Origin of the sequence: Halosegnis marinus (assembly GCF_029338355.1) — an archaeon.
Lineage (GTDB): Archaea > Halobacteriota > Halobacteria > Halobacteriales > Haloarculaceae > Halosegnis > Halosegnis marinus.
The window spans coordinates 647,998-672,241 of sequence record NZ_CP119802.1; the positions used below are offsets into that span (position 1 = coordinate 647,998).

General features: G+C 71.9%; 30 protein-coding genes. 12 read left to right on the top strand and 18 right to left on the bottom strand.

All coding sequences use genetic code 11. From position 1 onward, the window contains the following. Positions 1 to 27 precede the first annotated feature (27 nt). The gene (locus P2T37_RS15420; protein ID WP_337250417.1) at positions 28 to 219 is read right to left on the bottom strand and encodes a hypothetical protein; all 192 of its coding nucleotides are present in this window, start codon (positions 217 to 219) and stop codon (positions 28 to 30) included. After that, positions 189 to 1,511: an HPP family protein gene (locus P2T37_RS03765; RefSeq protein WP_337250418.1), complete on the bottom strand. Its 1,323-nt coding sequence runs from the start codon at positions 1,509 to 1,511 to the stop codon at positions 189 to 191. Before P2T37_RS03765 ends, P2T37_RS15420 begins: the two co-directional genes overlap by 31 nt. Before the next feature lie 132 nt (positions 1,512 to 1,643). Between P2T37_RS03765 and P2T37_RS03770 the strand changes: the two genes are divergently transcribed. Next, positions 1,644 to 1,952: a putative quinol monooxygenase gene (locus tag P2T37_RS03770; RefSeq protein WP_276235433.1), complete on the top strand. Its 309-nt coding sequence runs from the start codon at positions 1,644 to 1,646 to the stop codon at positions 1,950 to 1,952. Here the strand turns inward: P2T37_RS03770 and P2T37_RS03775 are convergent. The 3 genes from P2T37_RS03775 to P2T37_RS03785 all read right to left on the bottom strand — a co-directional run bounded on the left by P2T37_RS03775 (position 1,944) and on the right by P2T37_RS03785 (position 3,930). Beyond that, positions 1,944 to 2,114, bottom strand: a complete 171-nt coding sequence (locus tag P2T37_RS03775; protein ID WP_276235434.1) for a hypothetical protein — start codon at positions 2,112 to 2,114, stop codon at positions 1,944 to 1,946. The genes P2T37_RS03770 and P2T37_RS03775 overlap by 9 nt on opposite strands. Before the next feature lie 30 nt (positions 2,115 to 2,144). Continuing rightward, positions 2,145 to 2,870 (bottom strand): nucleoside phosphorylase, encoded by a 726-nt coding sequence (locus P2T37_RS03780; protein ID WP_276235435.1) that lies wholly within the window; start codon positions 2,868 to 2,870, stop codon positions 2,145 to 2,147. 103 nt (positions 2,871 to 2,973) lie between these two features. Further along, complete coding sequence (locus P2T37_RS03785; RefSeq protein WP_276235437.1) at positions 2,974 to 3,930, bottom strand: transcription initiation factor IIB; 957 nt, start codon at positions 3,928 to 3,930, stop codon at positions 2,974 to 2,976. A gap of 188 nt (positions 3,931 to 4,118) precedes the next feature. On the opposite strand from P2T37_RS03785, the gene rnhA reads away from it, so the two are divergent. Further along, the gene (gene rnhA, locus P2T37_RS03790; protein WP_276235438.1) at positions 4,119 to 4,712 is read left to right on the top strand and encodes a ribonuclease HI; all 594 of its coding nucleotides are present in this window, start codon (positions 4,119 to 4,121) and stop codon (positions 4,710 to 4,712) included. Then, the gene (locus P2T37_RS03795; protein ID WP_276235440.1) at positions 4,702 to 5,232 is read left to right on the top strand and encodes a DUF7108 family protein; all 531 of its coding nucleotides are present in this window, start codon (positions 4,702 to 4,704) and stop codon (positions 5,230 to 5,232) included. Before rnhA ends, P2T37_RS03795 begins: the two co-directional genes overlap by 11 nt. A gap of 65 nt (positions 5,233 to 5,297) precedes the next feature. Here P2T37_RS03795 and P2T37_RS03800 read toward each other — a convergent pair whose 3' ends face one another. Then, positions 5,298 to 5,651, bottom strand: a complete 354-nt coding sequence (locus tag P2T37_RS03800) for a PadR family transcriptional regulator (RefSeq protein WP_276235441.1) — start codon at positions 5,649 to 5,651, stop codon at positions 5,298 to 5,300. 198 nt (positions 5,652 to 5,849) lie between these two features. Between P2T37_RS03800 and P2T37_RS03805 the strand changes: the two genes are divergently transcribed. Both P2T37_RS03805 and P2T37_RS03810 read left to right on the top strand, forming a co-directional pair. Continuing rightward, a complete protein-coding gene (locus tag P2T37_RS03805; RefSeq protein WP_276235442.1) occupies positions 5,850 to 6,383 on the top strand; it encodes an inorganic diphosphatase in 534 nt (177 codons plus the stop codon). Positions 6,384 to 6,792: 409 nt separating this feature from the next. After that, positions 6,793 to 9,330, top strand: a complete 2,538-nt coding sequence (locus P2T37_RS03810) for a DNA topoisomerase I (protein ID WP_276235443.1) — start codon at positions 6,793 to 6,795, stop codon at positions 9,328 to 9,330. Positions 9,331 to 9,333: 3 nt separating this feature from the next. On the opposite strand, the gene P2T37_RS03815 is transcribed toward P2T37_RS03810, so the two are convergent. Continuing rightward, the gene (locus P2T37_RS03815) at positions 9,334 to 9,825 is read right to left on the bottom strand and encodes an NUDIX domain-containing protein (protein ID WP_276235444.1); all 492 of its coding nucleotides are present in this window, start codon (positions 9,823 to 9,825) and stop codon (positions 9,334 to 9,336) included. A gap of 102 nt (positions 9,826 to 9,927) precedes the next feature. Between P2T37_RS03815 and P2T37_RS03820 the strand changes: the two genes are divergently transcribed. Continuing rightward, a complete protein-coding gene (locus P2T37_RS03820) occupies positions 9,928 to 11,016 on the top strand; it encodes an NADH:flavin oxidoreductase/NADH oxidase (RefSeq protein WP_276235445.1) in 1,089 nt (362 codons plus the stop codon). A gap of 2 nt (positions 11,017 to 11,018) precedes the next feature. On the opposite strand, the gene pth2 is transcribed toward P2T37_RS03820, so the two are convergent. Next, the gene (gene pth2, locus P2T37_RS03825) at positions 11,019 to 11,357 is read right to left on the bottom strand and encodes a peptidyl-tRNA hydrolase Pth2 (protein ID WP_276235446.1); all 339 of its coding nucleotides are present in this window, start codon (positions 11,355 to 11,357) and stop codon (positions 11,019 to 11,021) included. A gap of 84 nt (positions 11,358 to 11,441) precedes the next feature. On the opposite strand from pth2, the gene dcd reads away from it, so the two are divergent. From dcd to P2T37_RS03840, 3 genes are all read left to right on the top strand, one after another. Beyond that, positions 11,442 to 12,029, top strand: a complete 588-nt coding sequence (gene dcd, locus P2T37_RS03830; RefSeq protein ID WP_276235447.1) for a dCTP deaminase — start codon at positions 11,442 to 11,444, stop codon at positions 12,027 to 12,029. 73 nt (positions 12,030 to 12,102) lie between these two features. After that, positions 12,103 to 12,999 carry a thiamine-phosphate synthase family protein gene (locus P2T37_RS03835; protein WP_276235448.1) on the top strand — a complete coding sequence of 299 codons (897 nt, stop codon included), beginning with the start codon at positions 12,103 to 12,105 and terminating at the stop codon, positions 12,997 to 12,999. Positions 13,000 to 13,041: 42 nt separating this feature from the next. Beyond that, a complete protein-coding gene (locus P2T37_RS03840) occupies positions 13,042 to 13,350 on the top strand; it encodes an ArsR/SmtB family transcription factor (protein ID WP_276235449.1) in 309 nt (102 codons plus the stop codon). A gap of 178 nt (positions 13,351 to 13,528) precedes the next feature. Here P2T37_RS03840 and P2T37_RS03845 read toward each other — a convergent pair whose 3' ends face one another. Both P2T37_RS03845 and P2T37_RS03850 read right to left on the bottom strand, forming a co-directional pair. After that, positions 13,529 to 14,005, bottom strand: a complete 477-nt coding sequence (locus P2T37_RS03845; protein WP_276235450.1) for an RDD family protein — start codon at positions 14,003 to 14,005, stop codon at positions 13,529 to 13,531. Positions 14,006 to 14,045: 40 nt separating this feature from the next. Further along, positions 14,046 to 14,189 carry an Rpo12/RPC10 RNA polymerase subunit family protein gene (locus P2T37_RS03850; RefSeq protein WP_276235451.1) on the bottom strand — a complete coding sequence of 48 codons (144 nt, stop codon included), beginning with the start codon at positions 14,187 to 14,189 and terminating at the stop codon, positions 14,046 to 14,048. 104 nt (positions 14,190 to 14,293) lie between these two features. Between P2T37_RS03850 and P2T37_RS03855 the strand changes: the two genes are divergently transcribed. Then, positions 14,294 to 15,430 carry a pyridoxal phosphate-dependent aminotransferase gene (locus tag P2T37_RS03855; RefSeq protein ID WP_276235452.1) on the top strand — a complete coding sequence of 379 codons (1,137 nt, stop codon included), beginning with the start codon at positions 14,294 to 14,296 and terminating at the stop codon, positions 15,428 to 15,430. On the opposite strand, the gene P2T37_RS03860 is transcribed toward P2T37_RS03855, so the two are convergent. The 8 genes from P2T37_RS03860 to P2T37_RS03895 all read right to left on the bottom strand — a co-directional run bounded on the left by P2T37_RS03860 (position 15,427) and on the right by P2T37_RS03895 (position 22,839). Beyond that, positions 15,427 to 16,179, bottom strand: coding sequence for a 3-oxoacyl-ACP reductase family protein (locus P2T37_RS03860; RefSeq protein WP_276235453.1), 753 nt, complete (start codon positions 16,177 to 16,179; stop codon positions 15,427 to 15,429). The two genes, P2T37_RS03855 and P2T37_RS03860, sit on opposite strands and share 4 nt — an antisense overlap. Before the next feature lie 30 nt (positions 16,180 to 16,209). Beyond that, on the bottom strand, positions 16,210 to 16,995 hold the full coding sequence (locus P2T37_RS03865) for a 4-phosphopantoate--beta-alanine ligase (RefSeq protein WP_276235454.1): 786 nt from the start codon (positions 16,993 to 16,995) through the stop codon (positions 16,210 to 16,212). 78 nt (positions 16,996 to 17,073) lie between these two features. Then, a complete protein-coding gene (locus tag P2T37_RS03870; RefSeq protein WP_276235455.1) occupies positions 17,074 to 17,892 on the bottom strand; it encodes a pantoate kinase in 819 nt (272 codons plus the stop codon). A gap of 47 nt (positions 17,893 to 17,939) precedes the next feature. Next, positions 17,940 to 19,112 carry an MFS transporter gene (locus P2T37_RS03875; RefSeq protein ID WP_276235456.1) on the bottom strand — a complete coding sequence of 391 codons (1,173 nt, stop codon included), beginning with the start codon at positions 19,110 to 19,112 and terminating at the stop codon, positions 17,940 to 17,942. Positions 19,113 to 19,175: 63 nt separating this feature from the next. Continuing rightward, a complete protein-coding gene (gene aspS / locus P2T37_RS03880; protein ID WP_276235457.1) occupies positions 19,176 to 20,480 on the bottom strand; it encodes an aspartate--tRNA(Asn) ligase in 1,305 nt (434 codons plus the stop codon). 72 nt (positions 20,481 to 20,552) lie between these two features. Further along, the gene (locus P2T37_RS03885; protein WP_276235458.1) at positions 20,553 to 21,200 is read right to left on the bottom strand and encodes a helix-turn-helix domain-containing protein; all 648 of its coding nucleotides are present in this window, start codon (positions 21,198 to 21,200) and stop codon (positions 20,553 to 20,555) included. Positions 21,201 to 21,240: 40 nt separating this feature from the next. Continuing rightward, positions 21,241 to 21,879, bottom strand: coding sequence for a helix-turn-helix domain-containing protein (locus tag P2T37_RS03890; RefSeq protein ID WP_276235459.1), 639 nt, complete (start codon positions 21,877 to 21,879; stop codon positions 21,241 to 21,243). A gap of 213 nt (positions 21,880 to 22,092) precedes the next feature. Then, entirely contained in the window at positions 22,093 to 22,839 is a 747-nt protein-coding gene (locus P2T37_RS03895; protein WP_276235461.1) for a phosphoglycerol geranylgeranyltransferase, read from the bottom strand. A 148-nt stretch (positions 22,840 to 22,987) separates the two neighbouring features. Between P2T37_RS03895 and P2T37_RS03900 the strand changes: the two genes are divergently transcribed. After that, complete coding sequence (locus P2T37_RS03900; protein WP_276235462.1) at positions 22,988 to 23,545, top strand: DUF7097 family protein; 558 nt, start codon at positions 22,988 to 22,990, stop codon at positions 23,543 to 23,545. Positions 23,546 to 23,620: 75 nt separating this feature from the next. Further along, positions 23,621 to 24,190: a GMP synthase subunit A gene (locus tag P2T37_RS03905; protein WP_276235463.1), complete on the top strand. Its 570-nt coding sequence runs from the start codon at positions 23,621 to 23,623 to the stop codon at positions 24,188 to 24,190. Positions 24,191 to 24,244: the final 54 nt, after the last annotated feature.

Genomic DNA, 24,244 nt, shown 5'->3' on the forward strand with positions numbered 1-24,244 from the left:
CGCGCGCGCGGTTCTCTTTCCTGCCCGTCAGTACCGTACGTTCCGGTCCACGACGGCCACGTCCGCGTCGAGGTCGTCCAGTCGCTCGAACGTCGGCGGCGAGAGCAGCCGCGAGGCGGCCGAGCGGTCGCGCGACGCCCCCATGAACACGAGGTCGAAGTGGGGCGCGGCCCGCTCCAGGAACGGCTCTATCTCCAGCCGGGAGACGCGCGTCTCCACGCCCCCCCGGACACGTCTCCGCGAGGTCGGCGAGCATCGACTCGGCGCGCCGCCGGTCGCCGCTCGGCCCGATACAGGTGGCGACCGTGACGCCCCCCCGGTTCCGCGAGGCGGACGGCGAACTCCAGCATCGCGTGGGCCACGTCGCTGGCGCGCCGCACGGGGACGAGCACGGTCGGCCACGCCTCGCGGTCGGTCGAGCGGTGCGCGAGCACGTCCGTGTCGCCGCGGAACAGTTCGGCGACGAACGGCGTCACCGCGCCGTCGGCGGACTCGTAGCGCGCGGCTATCAGGTCGCAGTTCGTCTCGCGGGCGGCCCGCAGCGCGACGCCCGCGGGCGAGTCGCCGCTGGCGACGACCACCTCGCAGGTCGCGTCGGTGCGGGCCTCGACGCGGGCGGCGACCCCCTCCATCCGGGCGGCGCTCGGCGCGGCGACCCGGCGCTCGGCCCGGTCGTCGTCCGCGTCGGGGGCGGGCGCGGCGCGGGCGCTCGACGCCTCCCCGGCGAGGAGTTCCCGCTCGGCCGTGGCCAGGGCCGCCGTCTCGACGGTGTCGAGCAGGACCACGGTGCCCGTCCCGCCCGCGGCCGCGAGCGCTCCCGCGAGCAGCGCCGTCGCCCCGTCGGCGGCGTCGCGCATCGGGACGAGGACCCGACGGCCCCCCTCCGTCGAGCGGTAGAGGATGTCCGCGCGCCGCTCGTAGACGTTGTCGCGCCACAGCACGAACGCGCTCGCCACGGCGACGCTCGCGAGCGCGGTGAACAGGACGTACAGGCCGAGCGATTCGAGGTAGCCCGACCCGGTCGTCGGGACGACCAGCGCGAGCAGGGCCGTCGAGAACGCCGCCGGCTCCTCGACGGCGAGCGCCCACGTCGCCGCACCCGTGAGCAGGACGGCGAGGCCGGCCGCGAGCGGCGAGACGCGGTCGAGCACCCCGGCGGTGGGCGCGACCAGCCCAGTCGCGACGGCAGTCATCTCCGCCGCCGCGCCGCACAGCGCGCCGGTCGTCAGCCCGCCGACGAAGGTGCGCGGGTCGGCGTACCGGCCCTCCGGGTCCGAGAACAGCGTGAACGTCCCCGACGCGATGGGCGGGAACAGGACGAACGGGAGCAGGGCGACGGCGTTCGAGACGGCCGTCACGGCGGCGACGAGGACGGGCACCGCGACGAGGCCGGTGAGGTGGACGAGGTTGCGCGTCGTCTCCAGCCACGCGCGGAACTCGGCGAGTTCGCGCCGCTCGACCCGCCGGACGCGGGCGAGCGCGGCGCGCCAGCGGTCGCGGAGCCCCGGCATCGGCGGGCGTACTCCGCCGCCGGGCAAAGCCCTGACGCTCGGCGGCGGGAGACGGCAAACGCGGCCGCCTCCGGCCCGCTCGCGCGCACAGCCGGGCGGGATTGATACGCGACGCGGCCCTCCTTTCACGCGATGTCCGACTCCGAGTACGCGCTGTTGGCACGGTTCGAGGCGAACGAGGGGAAGGAGGAGGCCCTGGCCGGCTTCCTCACGGACGCGCTCTCGATGGCCCGCGAGGAGCCGGGGATGACGACGTGGTTCGCGCTCCGGTTCGACGAGTCGAGCTTCGGCATCTTCGACACCTTCCCGGACCAGGCGGGCCGACAGGCCCACCTCGAAGGGGAGATAGCGGCCGCACTCATGGCCGACGAGGACGACCTCCTGGACGGCGAGCCGACCATCGAGGAGGTCGACGTGCTCGCCGCGATGCACTCAGGCTAGGTAGCCGTCGAGGAAGACGAGCGCGGCGAGGACGAGCACCGCGGCGGGGAGCAGGAGGAGCGCGCCCGCACCCGAGAGGGCGTCGAGCGCCGCACCTCCGACGAGCGCGACCGTCGCCGCGAGCAGACAGTACGCGAACAGCCGGGCGTCGGGAACGTCCATGCCGCCCCGACAGCCGGCGACGGGATAACGCTACAGGTCGGTCGCGGCGTCGAGCGCGATGGTGATGGCGCGCTCGACGTTGTTCTTCGCCTTCTCCGGGAGTTCCTCGTCCGAGTCGGCGCCCTTCTGGGTGCCGGCGACGAGGTTCCCGTCCACCGTACAGATGGCCCCCGCGGCGAGGCCGCGCCGGCGCGCGAGCGAGAACACCGTCGCGGCCTCCATCTCGATGGCGAGCAGGCCGGCCTCGTTCCAGTCGGCGACGTACTCGTCGGACTCGTTGTAGAAGGCGTCGTCCGAGACGATGGGGCCGACGTGGACCGCCTCGTCGTTGTGTTCGGCGGCCTCGACGAGCGCCGTGAGGGTGTCGTAGTCCGGCACCGCCGGATACGTGGCCGACTCGTACCGCTTCGAGGTCCCCTCCTCCTTCGCCGCGCCGGTGGCGACGACCATGTCGCCGATCTCGACGTGCTCCTGCAGGCCGCCGATGGTGCCCACCCGGACGAACGTCTCCACGCCGACGCGCGCGAGTTCCTCGACGGCGATGGCCGCCGACGGACAGCCGATGCCCGTCGAGCAGATGGTCAGGTCGCGCCCCTCGTAGGTGGCGTTGACGACCTTGTACTCGCGGTTGGCCGCGACCTCCTCGACGTTCTCGCACTGCTTCGCGATGCGGTCCACGCGGCCGGGGTCGCCCGGCACCAGCGCGATGTCGTTCACGTCGCCCTCCTCGACCAGCAGATGCGGCTGTTTCGCCATACTCGCGACTCCGCGCGGCGCGTAAAGAGTGGTTCGAGAACGGCCCGCGGGGGCGGGGGGAGGAGCCGACCGCGGGGAGGTACGAATCGACCCGACGACCGGCTCAGTACAGCTCCATCGCCTCTATCTGCTCCTGATAGCGGTTGCGGATGGTGACCTCGGTCACCTGCGCGACGTCGGCGACCTCGCGCTGGGTCTTCTTCTCGTTGCACAAAAGCGATGCCGCGTAGATGGCGGCGGCGGCGTAGCCCGTCGGCGACTTGCCCGACAGCAGGCCCTTCTCCGCCGTGACCTCGATTATCTCGTTGGCCTTCGCGCGCACCTCGCCGCCCGCGTCCAGCGACGAGCAGAACCGGGGGACGTACTTCTTGGGGTCCACCGGCTCCATCTCCAGGGAGAGTTCCTGCGAGACGTAGCGGTACGTCCGGCCGATCTCCTTGCGCTCGACGCGCGACACGTCGGATATCTCCTCCAGCGAGCGCGGAATCCCCTCCTTCCGACAGGCGGCGTAGAGGGTCGCGGTCGCCACGCCCTCGATGGAGCGCCCCCGGATGAGGTCCTCCTTGAGCGCACGTCGGTAGATGACCGAGGCGACCTCCCGCACCGAGCGCGGCACGCCCAGCGCGGAACTCATCCGGTCGATCTCCGAGAGCGCGAACTGCAGATTGCGTTCACCGGCGTCCTTCGTGCGGATGCGCTCCTGCCACTTCCGCAGGCGGTGCATCTGCGACCGCTTCTCCGAACTGATGGAGCGGCCGTACGCGTCCTGGTTCTTCCAGTCGATCTGCGTCGTCAGCCCCTTGTCGTGCATCGTCTTCGTCGTCGGGGCACCGACGCGGGACTTCGACTGGCGCTCCGAGTGGTTGAACGCGCGCCACTCCGGCCCGCGGTCGATGCTCGACTCGTCGACGACGAGTCCGCAGTCGTCACACACCGTCTCGTGGTCCCCCGACTGGACGAGCGCGTCGGCACCGCAGTCCGGACAGCCGGTCTGCCGCTCGTCCTCGCTCTCCCCTACCGTGTCGGTCTCTCGCTGGCGCTGGCGGCTAGGCCGTGTCATCCCGTCTCGTACGACACTAACATCGTGTATAAAAGTGCGGGGATACGTACGTGGAACGGGCGGCGAAACCGACGGACGTGCCCGTGTCCGACACGTCGCGAACCGACCGAGGGCGCGGCGTTTATATAGCACTCGGGAGGGCGAGGGCGGTCCGAAACCGTAACGGCGACGGCCGGGAAGGGAGGGACGTGCCGGTCATCGACTGCGACCCCGACGAGGCCCGCGACAGGCTCGAAGCCGCCGGCGTGGCCGTCGAAGCCGGGAACACGGACCACGAGCGGTGGCGCGCGACCCACGCGGGCGCGACGGCCGTCGCCTACGACGGGAAGGTCGTCGTCCAGGGGAGCGACCCGAACCGCCTCGTCGGCCTCCTGCGCGGGGGCGGCGGGCGCGCGCACGTCTACTTCGACGGCGCCTGTCGCGGCAATCCGGGCCCCTCGGCCGTCGGCTACGCCGTCGTCACCGGCGACGGCATCGTCGCGGAGGGCGGCGAGCGCATCGGTCGCGCGACGAACAACCGCGCGGAGTACGAGGCGCTCGTCCGCGCGCTGGAGGTGGCCGCGGACCACGGCTTCGACGAGGTCCACGTCCGCGGCGACTCACAGCTCATCGTCAAGCAGGTGCGCGGCGAGTGGAACACGAACGACCCGGACCTCCGCGAGTGTCGGGTCCGCGTCCGGGAACTGCTCGACCGCTTCGACGCGTGGACGCTCGAACACGTTCCGCGGGAGATAAACGAGCGCGCCGACAACCTGGCGAACGACGCACTCGATGATTCCTGACGACGTTATCGACGACGCGGAACGGCTGACGCGGCTGGCGCGCACGGCGGTCGACCCGAACGAGGCGGCGGCCCACCGCGAGCGGCGCGACGACCTGCTCGCGGAGCACGGCTACACGGCCCGCGTGCGGTCGGACGACCGCGACGACACGCTCGTGCTCCACCCGGCCGACTGGCTGGAGGACGGCGAGGTCGTCATAGAGCGCGTGGACGTGGAGGAGGGCGTGGAGATCGAGCTGTCGGGCACGGGCGACGCCGACGAGTGGGCCGCCGTGGACGAGCACAACCGCGCGGCCGCGGAGGCCGTCGTGGCCGAACACGGCGAGGTCCACGGCGCGAACGCCCGCTCGCTCGCGGACTTCGCCGGCAATCACTACGCGAAGCGCGTCGAGGAGCTGACGCCCGCGGAGCGCCGCGAGTTCGTCGAGGAGTACTTCCCGCGCAACGCGTGGCCCAGCGACGACCAGCGCGAGGCGGTCGAGGAATCGGTCGAACTGACGCGCGAGCACGCCGGGGAGTGACGGCGCGGCCGCTCGGGGAGTAGCTGTTCGGCGACGGTGCGGGGTGCCCAGTCCCGTCCGCCGGCCTACTCCGCGACGAGGTCGGCGAGCGCGCTCGCCCGGTCGCCGGTCGCGACGAACTTGGCGAACTCCCACTCGAACTGGGCGAGGAGGGCACCTTCGCCCGCCTCGGTCAGCTCGTACTGGTTCGTCCGCTTGTCGAGCTCGCTCTTCTCGACGAGCCCCAGCTCGACGAGGTCGTCGAGGTTGGGGTACAGACGGCCGTGGTTCACCTCCGTCCCGTAGTACTCCTCCAGCTCGCGCTTGATGGCGAGCCCGTAGCGCGCCTCCTCCGCGAGGATGGTCAGGATATTCCGTTGGAAGGCGGTCAGTTCGCTGGCGATGCCCGGCGTGCCCGAAACCGATTGTGCCTCTGACATAGTGGTACTCACGCTGTGTGCGTATTTAACACTTCGCGAACATCTACTCGGCCGCGCACATCCACGAAGCGTCGTGTACTCGCGATAGCGTGGATAATACTTAGAGACTTTCGGTAGCACCCCGGAAGAAGCGCTAGAGCATATCGCCGCTCGCCGCGTACCGAAAGCGGTTTTTCGGGGCCGGACCCACCGCCGGTAATGGTGAACCTCTGGGAAGACCTCGAGACGGGCCCGAACGCCCCCGAGGAGATATACGCCGTGGTGGAGTGTCTGAAGGGCGAGCGCAACAAGTACGAGTACGACAAGGACATCCCCGGCGTCGTCCTCGACCGCGTGCTCCACTCGAACGTCCACTACCCCTCCGACTACGGCTTCATCCCGCAGTCGTACTACGACGACGAGGACCCCTTCGACGTGCTCGTGCTCGTCGAGGACGCGACGTTCCCCGGCTGTGTCATCGAGGCCCGCCCGGTCGCGCTGATGAAGATGGACGACGACGGCGAACAGGACGACAAGGTCATCGCCGTGCCGAGCGAGGACCCGCGCTTCGACCACATCGAGGACCTCGGCGACGTCCCGCAGCAGGAGCTCGACGAGATCGCCGAGTTCTTCGAGACGTACAAGAACCTCGAGGCGGGCAAGGAGGTCGAGACGCAGGGGTTCGAGGACCGGCAGGCCGCCTACGACGCCATCGAGCACGCACAGGAGCTGTACGCCGAGCACTTCGAGTAACGGTCGTCGCTTTTCGGCTTTCTTTCCGCGCTCGTGAGCCGCGGGTGTGTGCTTCGGTCGTCCCACACAGTGGCGACGAGAACACCCTGCTTTCCCTCGTTCCACACAGTGGCGACGAGAACGCCCTGCTCGCGCGGTTCCATGAGCTACAGCACCGCGACCGTACCGCCCACACGCCTCCCCAACCGACTCCGTCGCTCCCTGCGGTCGCGCCGTCGTCCCTCGCACGTCGCTGACCGCGCACGCCGCGCGGTCAGCGCGCGCCCCCGGAAATCCTCCCAGAACGGACACCTCCGCGCGTCCGCGCGAGGGCGCGCTCACGGTCGAGCGCGAGCGGCCGCACGGGCGCGCCTTGCGGCGGTTCCCGGCGGCGAAGCGTTTAATTCCGGGGTGGAACTAGAACCTCCCAATGGAACTCATCGTCACCGAGAAGGACAACGCCGCGAGACGCATCGCGGACATCCTCTCGGACGGCGGCGCGGGCGCGGACCGGCGCAACGGCGTCAACGTCTATCGGTGGGGCGACAAACGCTGCGTGGGCCTCTCGGGCCACGTCGTCGGCGTGGACTTCCCCCCGGAGTACAACGACTGGCGGGACGTGGAGCCGGTGGAACTCGCGGGCGCGTCGGTCGTCAAGAACGCGACGAAGGAGAACATCGTCTCGACGCTCCAGAGCCTCGCCGGGGAGGCGGACAGCGCCGTCATCGCGACCGACTACGACCGCGAGGGCGAACTCATCGGCAAGGAGGCGTACGAACTCATCGACGCGGTCGCGGACATCCCCATCAAGCGCGTCCGCTTCTCCTCCATCACGGAGCGGGAGGTGAAGAACGCCTTCGCGGCGCCGGACGACCTCGACTTCGACCTCGCGGCCGCGGGCGAGGCCCGCCAGATAATCGACCTCGTGTGGGGCGCGGCGCTCACGCGCTACCTCTCGCTGACGGCGGGCCAGCTCGGCAACGACTTCATCTCCGTCGGCCGGGTGCAGTCCCCGACGCTGAAGCTCATCGTGGACCGCGAGCGGGAGATACGGGCGTTCGACCCCGACGACTACTGGGAGCTGTTCGCGGACCTCCAACAGGGTGACGACGAGGACGAGCGGTTCGAGGCGCAGTACTTCTACGAGGGCGACGACGGTACGGAGAACGAGCGCGTCTGGGACGAGGACGAGGCCGAGACCGCGTACGAGAAGCTCCGGGGGGCGGACGCGGCGACCGTCGAGTCCGTCCGCCGGCGCACCCGCACCGACGACCCGCCGGCGCCGTTCAACACGACCCAGTACATCCGCGCGGCCGGGTCGCTCGGCTACTCCGCCCAGCGCGCCATGTCCATCGCCGAGGAGCTGTACACGACGGGGTGGATAACGTACCCGCGGACGGACAACACCGTCTACCCCGAGGACCTCGACCCCGAGGAACTGCTCGCGACGTTCGCCGACACGGGTGCGTTCGGCGAGGACGCCGCGTCGTTGCTCGAGCAGGACGACATCGAGCCGACGGCCGGCGACAACGAGACCACCGACCACCCGCCCATCCACCCGACCGGCGAGATACCGGGCCGACAGGACCTCTCGGAGGACGAGTGGGAGATATACGAACTCGTCGTGCGCCGCTTCCTCGCCACCTGCGCGGAGCCGGCGACGTGGGCGCACCTCCGCGTCGTCGCGGCGGCGAACGACTGCTCGCTGAAGGCGAACGGCAAGCGGCTCGTCGAGGCGGGCTACCACGCCGTCTACCCCTACGTCGGGAGCACGGAGAACTACGTCCCCGAGGTCGAGGAGGGGGAGGAACTCGGCCTGTTCGACCCGCGCATGGAGGCGAAGGAGACCCAGCCGCCCCGCCGGCGCGGCCAGTCGCGGCTCATCGAGACGATGGAGAAGATGGGCATCGGGACGAAGGCGACCCGCCACGAGACCATCCAGAAGCTCTACGACCGCGGCTACGTCGAGGAGGACCCGCCGCGCCCGACCGGGCTGGCGATGGCCGTCGTGGAGGCGGCGGAGCGGTTCGCGGACCGCATCGTCGACGAGGGGATGACCGCCCAGCTGGAGGGCGACATGGACGCCATCGCGAACGGCGAGAAGTCGCTGGAGGAGGTGACCGACGAGTCCCGCGAGATGCTCGAGGCCGTCTTCGAGGACCTCCACGAACACCGCGACGAGGTCGGCGACTTCCTGAAGGAGTCGCTGAAGGCCGACCGGACGCTCGGCCCCTGTCCCGACTGCGGCGAGGACCTGCTCGTGCGGCGCTCGCGGCGCGGCTCCTACTTCGTCGGCTGTGACGGCTACCCCGACTGCACGTACACCCTCCCGCTCCCGAGCCAGGGCGAGCCGACCGTCATCGACGAGACGTGCGAGGAGCACGGCCTGCGCCACGTGAAGATGCTCGCCGGGCGCTCGACGTTCGTCCACGGCTGTCCGCTGTGCAAGGCCGACGAGGCCGACGCGGCCGAGGACCGCGTCATCGGCGCGTGTCCCGAGTGCGGGGACGGCGCGGCGGGGAGCGCCGCGAACGGAGACGGCGAAGCCGTCGAAGGCGGCGAACTCGCCATCAAACAGCTCCGGTCCGGCTCGCGGCTCGTCGGCTGTACGCGCTACCCGGACTGCGACTACTCGCTGCCGCTCCCCCGCCGGGGCGACATTGAGGTGACGGACGTGCGCTGCGACGAGCACGACCTGCCCGAACTCGTCGTCCGCGACGGCGAGGACGACGACGACCCGTGGGAGCTCGGCTGTCCCATCTGCAACTACGAGGAGTACCGCGAGCGGCAGGCCGCGAGCGAGATAGAGGACCTCGACGGCGTCGGCGCGAAGACCGCCGAGAAGCTCGCGCAGGCCGGCATCGAGAGCCTCGACGACCTCAGCGGCGCGGACCCCGACGGCGTCGCCGGCGAGGTACAGGGCGTCTCCGCCGACCGCGTGCGCGAGTGGCAGGCGCAGGTCGGCTGAGGGTCAGAGGAAGCGTTCTACGTCCGAGACGGCGCTCCCGTGCTCGTGGTACGCCTCGTCCGGTACCTCCGCGAACCACCCCACGACGAGGTCCTCCCACGGCTCGAAGTCGGGGTTCCCGGCCGTCGGCTCCCCGGCGACGGGGGCGACGCGGACGACGGCGTCGAAGCTCGTCGTCGTCTCGCCCGTCGTCGCGTGCTCGCGGGTGAACTCCGTGACGCGCTCGAAGTCCGCGTCCTCGACCTCGACGCCGGTGAGCGTCCCCGCGATGCGGCGCGCGACGGCGAGCGGGTCCTCCCCCTCCTCGACGGGACCGTACGGGAGCCGCCAGCCGTGCGCCGACTCCATCAGCAGGACCGCGCCGTCGTCGTTCGTGACGCCGACGGCCACGAGGCCGTCGATTCCCGCGAAGTACGCCCACGTGCCGTCCTCGTCCGTCGTCGTCTCCGCGAGGTACTCCACGTCGTCGCGGTCGCGGACGCGCTCGAACTCCATACCGCGAGTGGGCGACGCGGGGGGAAAAGCCGCGGGGTCCGACTACCGGCAACGCCGCGGGCGACCGGCGACCATTTGCCGCGGACCCGCGTGGCACGGGTAATGCCCGGACTCTTCGACGAACTCGACCTGCGCGACACGACGCTTCGCAACCGCGTCGCCGTCTCCCCGATGTGTCAGTACTCCTGTGAGGCGCGCGACGGACTGGCGACGGACTGGCACCACGTCCACCTCGGGGCGCGCGCCGCGGGCGGCGCGGGCCTCGTCGTCACGGAGGCGACGGCCGTCGAGCCGCGCGGGCGCATCTCCCCGCAGGACCTCGGCATCTGGTCGGACGAGCACGCGGACGCGCTCCGCGACACCGTCTCGTTCGTGAACGGTCAGGGCGCCACGTCGTGTATCCAGCTGGCACACGCGGGCCGGAAGGCCTCGACGTACCGGCCGAGCGACCGCGACAAGGGGACCACGGTGCAGAACGAACACGGCTGGACGCCGGTCGGCCCGACGGCGGAGCCGTACCCGACCGACGACGCGCTCGACGTGGAGCCGCTCGACGCCGACGGCATCGAGCGGGTGAAGACCGCGTTCCGCGAGGCCGCGGAGCGCTCGCTCGACGCCGGCTTCGACGCCGCGGAGGTCCACGGCGCGCACGGCTACCTCCTCCACGAGTTCTACTCGCCGGTGACGAACACCCGCGACGACGAGTACGGCGGCGGCTTCTCCGGCCGGACGCGCCTGCTCCGCGAGGTGACCCGCGAGGTGCGCGACGTGTGGCCCGACGACAAGCCCGTGCTCGTTCGGCTGTCGGCGACCGACTGGATGGGCGAGGACGGGTGGACGATAGACGACACGGCGCGGCTCGCGCCGCTGCTCGCGGACGACGGCGCGGACCTGCTCGACATCTCGGCGGGCGGCATCCACCCCGACCAGGAGATACCCCACGCCGGGCCGCACTACCAGACGCCGCTCGCGGAGCGGGTGACCGAGGCGCTCGACGGGAAGGAGTGCGCCGTCGGCGCGGTCGGCGGCATCACGACCCCCGAGGGCGCGGAGGAGGTCGTCCGCAACGGCCGGGCCGACGTGACCCTGCTCGCGCGCGAACACCTGCGCGACCCGCAGTTCGCGCTCACCGCCGCCGACGCGCTGGACGAGGAACTGCCCGTCCCGCGGCAGTACCGGCGCGGCTACTAGCGCTAGAGCAGCGAGAGGTCGCCAGTCACGCGGTCCACGAGGTTCTCCTCGCCCGGCCCGACCGCGAGCGCGGTGACCGTCCCCGGTTCGAGCTGGGTGTGGCCCGCGTCGCTGATGACGGCGTTCGGCAGCCCCTCGCGGCGCGCTTTGTCCGCGAGTTCGTGTATCTCGCGCTCGCTCGACACCTTCAGGACGACCTTCTTCTGCCCGCCCTGTTTCCACTCGGACTGCGTCTTCGTGTGGGCGCTCTCGTACGCCTTCAGCGAGGCGTGGGCGGCCTGCGCGGCGAGTTTTCCCTTTCCCATCCCGATGTCCGTGCGGACGACGATGGCCTGTTTCATACGGGGGCGAGGACGCGAGGGGCCAAAGGCGAACCGACCCCGCGCGACCGCCCGACTTATGCCCCAGTCGGCCGCGACACCGGTATGATACTCTCGGACGCGGACATCCGCCGGCGGCTGGAGGCGGGTGACCTCGGTATCGAGCCGCTCGCCGACCCGGACATCCAGATACAGCCGGCGAGCGTGGACCTCCGGCTGGGCGCGGAGTTCCTGGAGTTCCAGCACGCGAACATCCCGTGTATCCACCCGAACGAGGAGGCCGAAACCGAGGAGTACGTCGAGGAGACGACGGTCCCGGAGGGCGACGACTACGTGCTCCACCCCGGCGACTTCGTGCTCGGCACCACCGTCGAGCGCGTCGAGATACCCGACGACCTCATCGCCCACGTCGAGGGGCGCTCGTCGCTCGGCCGGCTGGCGGTCGTCGTCCACGCGACCGCCGGGCTCTGTGACCCCGGCTACCGCGGGCAGATAACGCTCGAACTGTCGAACCTCGGACGCGCGCCCGTCGCGCTCTCTCCCGGAATGCGCGTCTCACAGCTGACGTTCACGGAGCTGAAATCCCCCGCGGAACGCCCCTACGGGAGCGACCGCGGCTCGAAGTACCAGGACCAGGCCGGGCCGCAGGCGTCGCGGCTCGGCGGGGACCGGGAGTTCGGTGGCGACCAATGAACGGGCGACCAGAACGGCGCGGGGGTCGCCGACGCGCGCGCCGGCGCCGGACGGCCGGGGGCGGGGCCGAGCGGTGAAGTTCGTCGAGGAGGTCGTCGTCGAGGAGTTCCTCCCGACGTTCCGCGCGATGCTCGCCGGCGACCTCAGGGAGCGCGGCCTCACCCAGAGCGAGGTGGCCGACCTGCTCGGCATCTCACAGAGCGCGGTGTCGAAGTACGCCCACGGCGAGGTGGAGACGAACGACCGGGTCGCGGGCGACGAGCGGGTTCGCGACCTCGTCGCGCGGCTGGGCGAGGGATTGGCCGCGGGCGACGTGGCGCCCGTGCAGGCGCTCGTCGAGGCGGAGGTCCTCGTCCGGCGGCTCGAACGCGGCGACCTGCTGGCGAACCTCCACGAGGAGGCGTTCCCGCCGCTCTCGGCCTACGAGGGCGACTTCGCGGTCCACGACGCCGACTCCCCCGTCCGGGCGGCGGAGCGCGTCCTCGCCTCCGTGCGCCGGGGCGTCCGCACGCTGGAGAACACGAGCGGCTTCGCGGCGCTCATCCCCGCCGTCGGCTCGAACCTCGTCGAGACGCTGCCGGACGCCGCGGGCATCGACGAGGTGGCCGCGGTGCCGGGGCGCATCCTCGACGTGAAGGGGCGCGCGACGGTGCCCGGCGAGCCGGAGTTCGGCGTCTCCGAACACGTCGCCTCGGTCCTGCTCGCGGCGCGGGCGGGCGGGAGCGACGCGCGCGCGGCGCTGAACGTCCGCTGTGACGAGTCGACGCTCGCGGCGCTTCGCGGGGCGGGCCTCACGCTCGCCGAGTTCGACGCGGAGGCCGACCCCGAGGCCGCCGTGACTGCCGCCGTCGAGGCGACGCCCGACGCCGACGTGGTGTACCAGACCGGCGGGTTCGGCGTCGAGCCGGTGGCGTACCTGCTCGCGGCGGACGCGCCGACGGCCGCGGAGCGCGTGCGGACGCTGGTCTGACGTCGCCACACCTATGCCCCGACGGGTACTCCGTGTGGGACGATGCCGAAGGGGTGGGAGGCGGAGACGGTGTTCGACCTGTTCGGGGAGCCGACGGCCCGGGACGTCCTCGCGCGCGCCAGCGAGAAGCCGACGGACGCCGACACGCTCGCCGACGCGCTGGGCGTGTCGCGGCCGACGGTGTACCGCCACGTCGAGGAACTGGTCGAGTACGGAATGCTCGCGGAGCGCGAACACATCGACGACGAGGGCAACCGCTACCGGACGTACGCCGCGACCCTCGAATCGGTGACGTTCACGCTCGCCGACGGCCGGATAGACGTGGACGTCGAGCGCGCGCCCGACGCGTAGCGCGGCTTCACGGCGTGTAGGTTCCCGCGGCGCTTTTTCGCTTCCCGGCTCTTCACCCGATGGTGTCACGGACCGGTCGCCGCCCGGTCAGGGCCGTGCGGCCGACCGTGCCGGTGACGCACCCGCCGTCCGGTGCGGGCGGCGGCGTTCCCCGGCCACCCGTCCCCCGAGCCGCCGCTCAGCGCCGCGCCCCGCCGCGCCCCCCGGTCGCGTCCACGACGTGCGTCCCCGCGACGCCGTCGAAGACGCGCTGTCTGCGGTCGCCCGTCGCGATAGCCGCCAGGGCGACGGCGGTCGTCACCCAACTGAACAGCACGACGGCCGGGACGTTCCGCAGGAACGCCGCGCCGACGCCCGGGTCGCGGCCCCGCCGGTCGACGACCCGGATACCGAGCAGCCGCTTCCCGAGCGTCTGCCCGTTCCAGAACCCTTCGAGCAGACCGCCGTACAGCGGGAGCGTGAACAGCGCGAGGAAGGCGAGCCCCTCGACGCCCGTCTCGGTGCTCGGGCGCACGAGCGCCCCGAGGAGGACGGTGACGGCGACCAGCTGGACGAACAGGGCGACGGTGTCCACGACCTGTGCGGCGATGCGCGCGCCGACAACGTCGGTCGTGTCCCGGTCGGGGACGACGCGGTCGCTGTCGTCGTCGGACATACCGGCGGGGGCGGCGCCCCGGGCGTAAGTCTTGTCGCCGTTACCCGGCCGCTTCGACCCGGTAGCCGAGACACTCGGGGCACTGTACCCGGTCGCGCTCGGGGGCCTCGAACTCGGCCCCGCACGCGAGACACCGGTACCGCTCGCGGTCCACCGTGGAAGCGAACAGGCGCTGGAGTCCCATGCAGGGGCGGGGTAACACACGGAGCCACATGAAAGGGACGCGCGGCTTCGCGACGTGAAGGCGCCGCGGGGAACGTTGAAGCCCCGGCCGTCGAACGTGGGGACATGCGACCCACCGACCGCGTCCGCGCGTGCGACCGCTCCTCCATCCGCGTCCTCTTCGACCTCGCCGAGGAGGTCGGCGGCGACCTCGTCCGGCTCGAGGTCGGCGAACCGGACTTCGACACGCCGGCCCACGTCACGGAGGCCGCCTTCGCCGCCGCCGAGCGCGGGGAAACGGGCTACACCTCGAACGCCGGCCTCCCCCCGCTCAGGGCGGCCGTCGCCGACACCCTCGCCCGCGAGTACGACCACGCGTACGGGGCCGACGACGTGCTCGTCACCACCGGGGGGATGGAGGCGCTCCACCTCGCCGCACTGTGTGTCCTCTCGCCCGGCGACGAACTGCTGATTCCGACGCCCGGGTGGCCGAACTACTGGACGCAGGCGCGGCTGGCCGACGCCGTCCCGGTCGAGGTGCCGATGCCGTACCCCTACGACCTCGACCCCGACCGCCTCGTCGCGCGGATGGGGCCGGACACCGGGGCGGTGCTGCTCTGCTCGCCGTCGAACCCAACGGGCCGCGTCTTCGACGACGACGCGGTCCGGGCCGTCGTGGCGGCCGCCCGCGAGCACGACGCCTACGTCGTCGCCGACGAGGTGTACGCCTCGCTCACCTACGACCGCGACCCGACCGGCGTCGCCGCGCTCGTCGGCGACTCCGAGCACGTCCTCACCGTCGGCTCCTGCTCGAAGTCGTACGCGATGACCGGGTGGCGCGTCGGCTGGCTCGCCGCCGAGTCCGACGTCGTCGACGAGGCGACCAAGATACGCGAGTCCACCACGGCCTGCACGCCGACGCTCGCCCAGCACGCCGCGCTGGCGGCGCTGGAGGGGCCACAGGAGCCGGTCCGGGAGATGAAGGCCGCCTTCGCCGAGCGCCGCGACTACGTCGCCGACCGCCTCGACGCGATGGACGGGGTCGCGGCCCCGCGGCCGCAGGGCGCGTTCTACGCCTTCCTCGACCCCGAGGGGTACACGGACAGCATGGCGCTGGCGAAGCGACTCGTCCGCGAGGCGGGCGTCGTCCTCGCGCCCGGGTCCGGGTTCGGCGAGGCCGGCGCGGGGAAGCTCCGGCTCTCCTTCGCCAACTCGATGGAACGGCTGGAGGAGGGACTCGACCGGCTGGAGGACGCGCTCTAGCGCATCAGTTCCCCGCCGTTCACGTTGAGCGTCTCCCCGGTGACGAAGCCGGCGTCGCGCAGGTACGCGACGGCCTCCGCGATGTCCTCGGGGCGACCGTACCGGCCGCGGGGGATGGCGGCCAGCTCCTCGCGCTTCTCCTCGGGCGAGCGGTCCGCGGTCATGTCCGTCTCGACGTGGCCGGGCGCGACGGCGTTGACGCGTATCCCGGGCGCGAAGTCGCCCGCGTGGCTCTTCGTCAGCGACAGCAGCGCCCCCTTCGAGGCCGCGTAGTGGCACTCGACGGGCGCGCCGGTGTACGCGAGGATGGAGGAGACGTTCGTGACCGACGGGCCGGCGCGGTCGGTTCCCTCCGCCGCCGCGGCCGAGTCCCGGAGGTGCGGGAGCGCGGCCTTCGTGCAGGCGAACGGGGAGTTGACGTTCGTGTCCGTCACGCGGTCGAAGTCGGCCGGCGTGAGGTCCTCGGTGAAGACGTGCTGGTCGATACCGGCATTGTTGACGAGGTGGTCGAGGCCGTCGAACCGCTCGGCCGCCGTGTCGACGAGCCGCGCCGCCTCGTCGGGGTCCGACACGTCCGCGCCGACGGCGACGGCGTCGACGCCGTGGTCGCGGGCGCGCTCGGCGACCGCTTCCGCGGCCGCCTCGCTCGTGTGGTAGTTCACCGCCACGTCGTAGCCGTCGCGGGCGAACCGCAGGGCGACGGCGCGACCGATACCGCGCGAGGAACCGGTGACGACTGCGCTCGGCATACCCGCCCGTCGGCGGCCCGGCGTATAGGTCTACTCCGCCTCGCCGCCCTCGCGGATGGCGCGCTCGGCGTCGGCGAGCGCGGCCTCGGCGTCGAACGCGTCCACGATATCGCGCAGTTCCGCGGGCGCGGCGTCGGCCAGCTCGCGGGCGTGGCGGGTGATGTTCGGCACCGCGCGGATGATGTTGTCCACGACAGGGACCGCGGCGGCGCGGGCCGACCGCGAGAGCGGGTTGAGGTCGACGACTATCTCGGTCTTCCCCATCGCGGCGAGCGCCTCGGCGCGGTCGCCGTCCTCCAGCGGCACGAGAACGACGTCGGCGCTCCCGATGCCGTCGGCGTCCACCTTCGCGCGGGCGTGGTCGAGGCCGGGAATCCGTCCGTCGGCAGTGAGTCCCTTCACCTCGGTCGCGCCGTGCTCGCGGAGGTGGGCGGCGATGCGCTCCATCCGCTCGTCGGTGCGGTTGAACAGGTTCACCTCGATGTCCGCGCCCGTGGCCTCGGCGAGTTCGACCACCTCGCCCGGTACCAGCGCCGCGACGTTCCCGTTGACGGAGACGACGGGGTGGTCCGCGAGCAGGAAGTGGGCGGCGGCGGCGCGGGCCGCCGCGTCGGCGCTGTCGAGCGTGCGCTCGCCGAGCAGGTAGTCGTACGCCTCGCCCCGGCCCTGCGCGATGAGGCCCTGCCGGGAGGTGATGCCGATGTCCACGCCGTGTTCGATGCGGTGGCGCGTCAGCAGCGACTCGTAGCGGGGGTGCGACTCCGGTATCTCCGCCTCGTGGTCGGGCGAGACGGGTATCGACGGCTCGTCGCTCATGGTCGAGGATGAGATGGGGTCGTACATAGGCGGCCGGGTTCCGCGGCGTGTCGGCCGGTTCGGCCCCGTCGGCGCGGGTCAGTCGGACAGGCCCGCGCCCGGCGGGTGGATGCGGCAGACGGCGGGGTCGTACCCCGCGTCGGAGAGGCCCGTCCCGAGACAGAAGGCCGTCTCGCCGAGCATCGCCATCGAGGCCGTGCCGCCCGCCTCCGCGACGGCGTCGAGCACGTCGCGCAGGTCGTCGGTGAGCAGGCCCGCGCCGTCGGCGAAGGCCCGCGAGGCGTCCATGAACGCCGGGAGCGTGGGCGTCTCGCGGACGGTCGCGAGCGCGCGTTCCCCGGCGGCGGAGAGCGCGTCGGTGTCGCCCGCGAGCACGTCCTCGGTGGAGAGTTCGCCGAGCGCGAGGTACTCGACGCGCGAGCGGCCCGGGACGCCGTCCATCGCGCCGTGGCCCGGGGCGCCCGGTTCCAAGCGGAGGGGGACGCCGCCGCGGGCCTGCGCGACCACGTCGCCGAGGCCCGTCCCCGATTCGACCTCGGCGCGGTGGGCCAGCGCCGTCAGGTCGTTCTCCGAGCGCGCCAACCCGAACGCGGCGTTCGCGGCGAGCGCCGTCCCGAGCGCCATCGCGCCGCTCACGCCGAACCCGGAGCCGAGCGGCAGGGGCGTCTCGCAGGCGACGCGCGCCTCGACGCCCAGCGCGTCGAGGACGCGCTCGACGGGGCCGACGGCGATAGCCTCGCCGTCGAGCGTCAGGCCGGAGCCCTCGCGGACCGTCGTCTCGACGCCGTGCGAGAGGGCGACGCCGCCGCCCCGGGAGCCGGCCCGGTTCGGGTCCTCGTGCGGGTGCGCGGAGAAGAACCCCGTGACGTGGCCGGGGACGAACGCCGTCGCTTCCATGTCCCCGCCGTCCGTGCGTCGTCGGTATAAGCGGCGCGTTCCGCCGGCTACCGCGCGGGCGGGTCCGCCACCGGCCGCTCCCACGCGAACAGCACGGCCGCGACGACCAGCAGGCCCGCCCCGAGCGCCCCGAGCGCGAGGAACAGCGAGCGGTCGGCCAGCGGCCCGGCGACGAGCTTGACGGGTATCGTGGCGAGCGAGACGGCCATCGAGAACGCCGACAGCGCCGTGGCCCGCCCGAGCGAGGGCGTCCGGTCGTTCAGGTACCCCTCCGCGACGGGCGCGGTGACGTTGAGGAGCAGGCGCGCGGTCAGGAACGCGGGCACGGCGAGCGCGGGCGCGAGGGCGACGGCGACGAACACCCCGCCGAGGAGGAACGGCGAGACGCCGAGCAGGCGACCCAACCCCGCCGCCGACGCGATGCGGTCGGCGTAGTTCACGGCGACCGCGGAGACGGCCGTGAAGCCGGCGTACAGCAGTCCGAGCCCGACCGCGTCGAGGCCGGCGCGGGTCGTCACCGGCTGGACGAACAGGTCCGCCGACCACCCGACCGCCCAGAACGCCGCGAGGTAGAGGACGAACCCGCGGAGGCCGGGCCGCGAGAGCCGTCTGACCGCCGTCGCCGCGTCCCCGACCGTGAACCGCGTCCCGTCGCGGCCGTCGAACTCGGGGAAGGTGAGGAGGACGCCGGCCGCGACCGTGTTGACCGCCGCCGTGGCGAAGAACGGGTACCGCGGGTCGAGGGTGAACAGGTAGCCGCCCGCGACGGAGGCGACGGCGCCGACGCCGAGGAAGGCCGCCAGCCCCCGACCGCGGACCGCGGCGAACGACGCCGCGCGCCCGTGAGCGTCGAGCGCGTCGTAGAGCCACGCGCTGTCGTTGCCGGTCCGGAGCGTCGTCGCCACCGCCCACGCGAGATAGACCCCGAGGAAGCCGACGAACGACTCCGCGAGGCCGAACGCCGCGGCGGCCCCCGCGACGCCGAGCGTGCCGAGGACCAGCGCGTTCCGGCGGCCGAGGCGGTCGCCGAGGTAGCCGGTCGGTATCTCCGAGACGACGAGCGCGGCGAAGAAGACCGAATCGAGCAGCGCGATCTCGGTGAAGGAGAAGCCCCGCGTCTCCAGCAGCAGCACCCAGACGGGCGTCAGGAAGCCGAGTGTCGAGGCCGCCATGTAGGCGTAGTAGCGGCCGACGACCTCCGTGAGCGGGGCCTCGCGCACGGTCGAAGGCCGGCAGCAGACGCGAAAAGCGGTGCGGTTCGGGCGGTCGTCAGTCGGAGGGGGCTACGGGCTCAGACGCTGACGATCCCGCGGGAAGAGGACGGCCTCCCGGATGTTCCCCAGGCCGAGCATCGTCATCACGAGCCGTTCGCCGCCGAGGCCCCAGCCGGCGTGCGGGGGCATCCCGTACTTGAACATCTTCGTGTAGTACTCGAACTCGTGGGCCGGGAGGCCCTGCTGTTCGAACCCCTCGATGAGGCGGTCGTAGCGGTGTTCGCGCTGGCCGCCCGAGACGAGCTCCATGCGCGGGTGCATCATGTCGAACCCGGTGGAGAGCGTCTCGTCGTCGTCGTGGTCCTTGATGTAGAACGGCTTGATCTCGGAGGGCCAGTCCGTGATGAAGTAGTGCTCGCCCACGTCCTGCCCGAGCGCGTGCTCGCCCTCGGTCGGCAGGTCGTCGCCCCACACGAGCTGTTCGTCTAGCTCGCCGGTGGCGTTGATGCGCTCGATGGCCTCCTCGTAGGTGAGCCGCGGGAACTCGCCGTCGGGGACCTCGAACTCCTCTTCGAGCCCGAGCGCTTCGAGTTCGCGCTCGCAGTTCTCCGCGACGGCCTCGTAGGCGGCCTTCACGACGGCCTCGCAGACGTCCATCGCCTCCGTGTGGTCGAAGAAGGCCGACTCGAAGTCGATGGAGGTCGCCTCGTTGAGGTGGCGCGGCGTGTTGTGCTCCTCGGCGCGGAAGATGGGGCCGATCTCGAAGACGCGTTCGAGGCCGGAGCCGACCATCAGCTGCTTGAACAGCTGCGGGCTCTGGTTCATGAACGCCTCCTCGCCGAAGTAGGTGATGGGGAACAGCTCCGTGCCGCCCTCGGTGCCCGTGGCGACGATCTTCGGCGTGTTGATCTCGGTCGCGGCGAAGTCGCGGAACGCCTCGCGGACGGCGCGCAGCACCTCGGCGCGGATCTCGAAGACGGCCTTCGCCTCCTCGCGGCGGAGGTCGAGCGTGCGGTTGTCGAGCCGGGTGGGGAGTTCGGCGTCCACCTTCCCGGAGGGGTCGAGCGGCAGTTGCGTCTCGGCCTCGGCGACCACCTCTATCTCGGTCGGGACGACCTCGACGCCGGTCGGCGCGCGCGGCTCCTCCTTCACGTCGCCGACGACGCGGACGACGGACTCGCGGCTGGCCTCCAGGCCGGTCTCGACGAGCTCCTCGTCCATCTCGTCCTTCTCCAGTTTCACCTGGATGCGCCCGGACTTGTCGCGGACGATGAGGAAGGCGATGCCCCCGAGGTCGCGGATCTCGTGGACCCAGCCCGCCACCGTGGCGGTCGTGCCCGGCTCCGCGTCGGCCGTGTACGTACGGTCTTCCATACGTCCGGGTTCTCGCGTACCGGACTTAAGCCCGGTCTTTCCCCGGCGACGGCTCCCACACGCCCCGAACGCTCAAAGCCCCTCGTCGAACGCGACCTGCTCGGAGACGAGGCTCGCGTACCCCCGGCGGAGCCGCTCGCTCACCGCCTGCGTCGAGACGCCCAGCTCCGCGGCGAGGTCGGCCGCCGTCGTCCCGCGGGGGACCTCGAAGTAGCCGCGCCGGTACGCGAGCTTCAGCGTCTCGCGCTGTTCCGGGGTGAGACCCACCCCCGGCCCGGACGGCTCCTCGTCGTAGAGCCCTTCGAGCCGGAACTCCACGCCGTTGTCGAGCAGGGTGTCGCGGTACGCCGACACCGCCGACCGGTCGGGAAAGCGCACCTGCGAGCGCCACCACTCGCCCTCGTAGTGGGCCTCCAGCGCCTCGCCCCCGAGGTCGACCCACAGCGGGTACAGCACCGTCTCGACGTCGTCGGTCGTGCGGAACCGGTAGAGCCGCCGGTCGCCGTGGTCGCTCAACACCGTCACCTCGTCGACGGTGGGGTCCTCGGCGACGGCCGCGTCGAACGCGTCGAGGTCGCCCTTCACCCACCCGAACAGCTGCGGATGGGTGGGCCGCGACGCGGTGACGCCTTCGAGGTCGAGCCGCACGTCGGTCGCGTCGAGCGCCGGCGCGAGCACGAGCCCGTCCGAGCGGAACGCGTACTCCAGGATGACGCTCATATGACACCTCCGATGCGTTCGTCGGATATAACCTCACGCATCAGACGCCGACCGACTGCTCCACGAGCCGGGCACACCCCCGACGGAGCCGCTCGCTCACCGCCTGCGTCGAGACGCCCAGCTCCGCGGCGAGGTCGCCGGTCGTCACCGCGCGCGGCACCTCGAAGTAGCCGCGGCGGTAGGCCAACACCAGCGCCTCACGCTGGGGTTCCGTGAGGCCGTCGAACTCCCGGCCCGTGCCGTCGGCCTCGTAGCGGCGCCGCACGTCGAGGTCCGCGCCGTGGTCGGCGAGGAACTCCGTGTACGCCTCGAAGGAGTCGGCGTCGGGAAAGCGCGTCCGCGCGTACCAGACGCCGTCCTCGAACCGACAGTCCAGCCGCGCGGCACCGAGCCGGGTGAGCTCCGGGTACGTGACCAGTTCCGTCGCCCCGGCCACCTGTATCCGGTAGAGGTGGCTGTCCTCGGCCTCGCTCAACAGCCGCGCCTCCGCGACGGTGGGGTCCTCGGCGACGGCCGCGGCGAAGCCGTCGAGGTCGCCCTCCACCCACCCGAACAGGACGGGCCGCCGGGGGTCGGTGCCGACCGTGTCCTCGATGACCATCCGCGCAGCCGTCGCGGCGAAGGTCGGCGTGAGGACGAGGTCGGGCGACCGAAGGGTGTACTCGACGATGACGCTCATTCCTTCGGGTTCACGAAGCCCCGTGATATAATACCGTCCCTCGAATCGAGCGCCGAACCGTCAGGCGGCATCCGGGCGCTCGCGCCGACGACTCACTACGCTCGCCGCTCGTTCACTCCGAGACGCTCGTTCACTCCGAGACGCTCGTTCACTCCGAGACGCTCGCCGCAGCCTCGCGTCTCGCGGCGCGCGTGTCGCTCCGCTCCCGCGCCCTCACTCGGACGCCCTCGCGCTGACGCGCTCGCGCGTCCCGTCCCTCGCTCCCTCGACCGTCTCGCGCACCGCGTCGCTGCCCGCGTCGTGGATGAGGTCGCCGACGACGACGGTGTCGGCGTGGCGGCCCATCTCGTAGGCCGCGTCGTAGTCGCCGACGCCGCCGCCGTAGAACAGCGTCGCCTCGTCGAGCGCCTCGCTCGCGGCCGCGACGACCTCGCTGTCGCCGAAGGTGCCGGAGTACTCGACGTACACGATCTCCTGGCCGAACATCCGCTCGGCGACCTCGGCGTAGGCGGCCACGTCGGCCGCGTCGAGGTCGCAGTCGGCCTCGGTGTACTCCGCGACGGAGGAGTCGGGGTTCATCACGATGTACGCCTCCGTGTGCGTGCGCGCCCAGTCGATGTCGCGGTCCTCGCGCACCCAGTGCTGGTGCGCGCCGGTGAGCCAGAACGTGTCCCCGGCGTTGAGCACCACGGGGACGAGGAAGCCGTCGAGGGCCTCGTCGTGGACCACCACGTCCGCGTGGGAGGGTTCGATGTAGCAGGGGATGCCGTGGTCCGCACACGCCTCGATGCACGGCTCGACGAAACGGGTCATCTTCTCCTCGGTCATCCCGAGCGTGCCGCCGATCTCGACGGCGTCCGTCCCGGTCGCGCAGACATCGTCGAACGTCTCGTCCCCGTACAGCGACTTGTCGGGGTCGAGCTTCACGATGTGGTCCCAGTCGTCCCACGGCGCGGTCATACCACCCGGAACCGGGCGCGCGGGCAAAACCCCTTCGGATGGGGCGGTCCGAATCCCGGCGTTCACGCGGCGACGCGGGAGGTTCGGGGCGGCGGCCCCCCGTCCCCGGACGCGAGCTTTTTGCCGACCGTCGCCGAAGGCGCGGGCAGTGCCGGAGAAGACGCCGCAGGGCACCTCCGTGGGCGTGGACGACCCGTACGCGTTCGTCGAGCGGTGCGACCACCTGACGGGCGAGGGCCGGTGTCGCTACGCCGCGGACCACGCCCGCCACGACCCCGAGTTCGCCGCCGAGCGCAGACGCGACGACCTCCGGTGTCCGGCCGCGGACCCGCACGGCGAGTGGTCGTGGGCCGACTGCCCCCACTTCCGGGCGCGCAACCGCGACCGCGAGTGCGTCCGCTGTGGACTCGAAGAGCACCGCCGCGCCCACGACGACGAGCGCCCGCTCCTGGAGGAACACCACCTCGAATACCGCGACGACGACCGCAAGGAGTTGAGCAGCGAGATAACGGTGTACCTCTGCCGGTGGTGCCACGCGAAGGTCCACAAATCGTGGGCACGGGTGGACGACGACGCCGCGCCGGACCCCGAGGCCATCGCGGCGCGGGAGGGCCGCCGGAGCGAGGAACTCTCGGAGGCGGCGTTCTCGACGGCGGCAGAGCGGTACGGCGACGGGAACGACGGCCCGGGAACGGACGGCGAATAGGCACGGACGTGCATATCGTTCCGTTGCTCTGCCCGTTTCCCGGGAGTTTTTCACCACGTACGCGCTACCCGGACCATGACTCGCATCGTCGTGGTCGACAACCACGGCCAGTTCACCCACCTCGAACACCGGACGCTGCGCGACCTCGGCGTCGACGTCGAGACGGTCGACAACGACACGCCGCTCGCGGAGACCGAGGCGGACGGCTACGTCCTCTCGGGCGGGCCGGACATGGACCGCGTCGGGCGCGCGGCGGAGTACCTGGAGGCGGATGTACCCGTGCTGGGCATCTGTCTCGGCCACCAGCTGATGGCGCTGGAACTCGGCGGGCGCGTCGAGTCCGGCGAGTACGGCGGCTACGCCGACGTGACCGTCCGCATCGACTCGGAGGACGACCCGCTCGTCGGCTCGCTCGCGCCGGAGACGCGCGTCTGGGCGAGCCACGCCGACGAGGTGGTCGAGGTTCCCCCCGGCTTCGAGCGCACCGCGACGAGCGACGTGTGCGACATCGAGGCGATGAGCGACGTCGAGAACGACCGCTACGGCGTCCAGTGGCACCCGGAGGTCGCCCACACCGAGCGCGGCGAGGAGCTGTTCGAGAACTTCGTGGCGCGGTGCGACCGCGTCGCGGCCGAGGCGCCGTAGCGCCGCGTCGCAGTCGGTCGGTTCGCTGTCAGTAGCGTTATCAGGCGGCGGCGA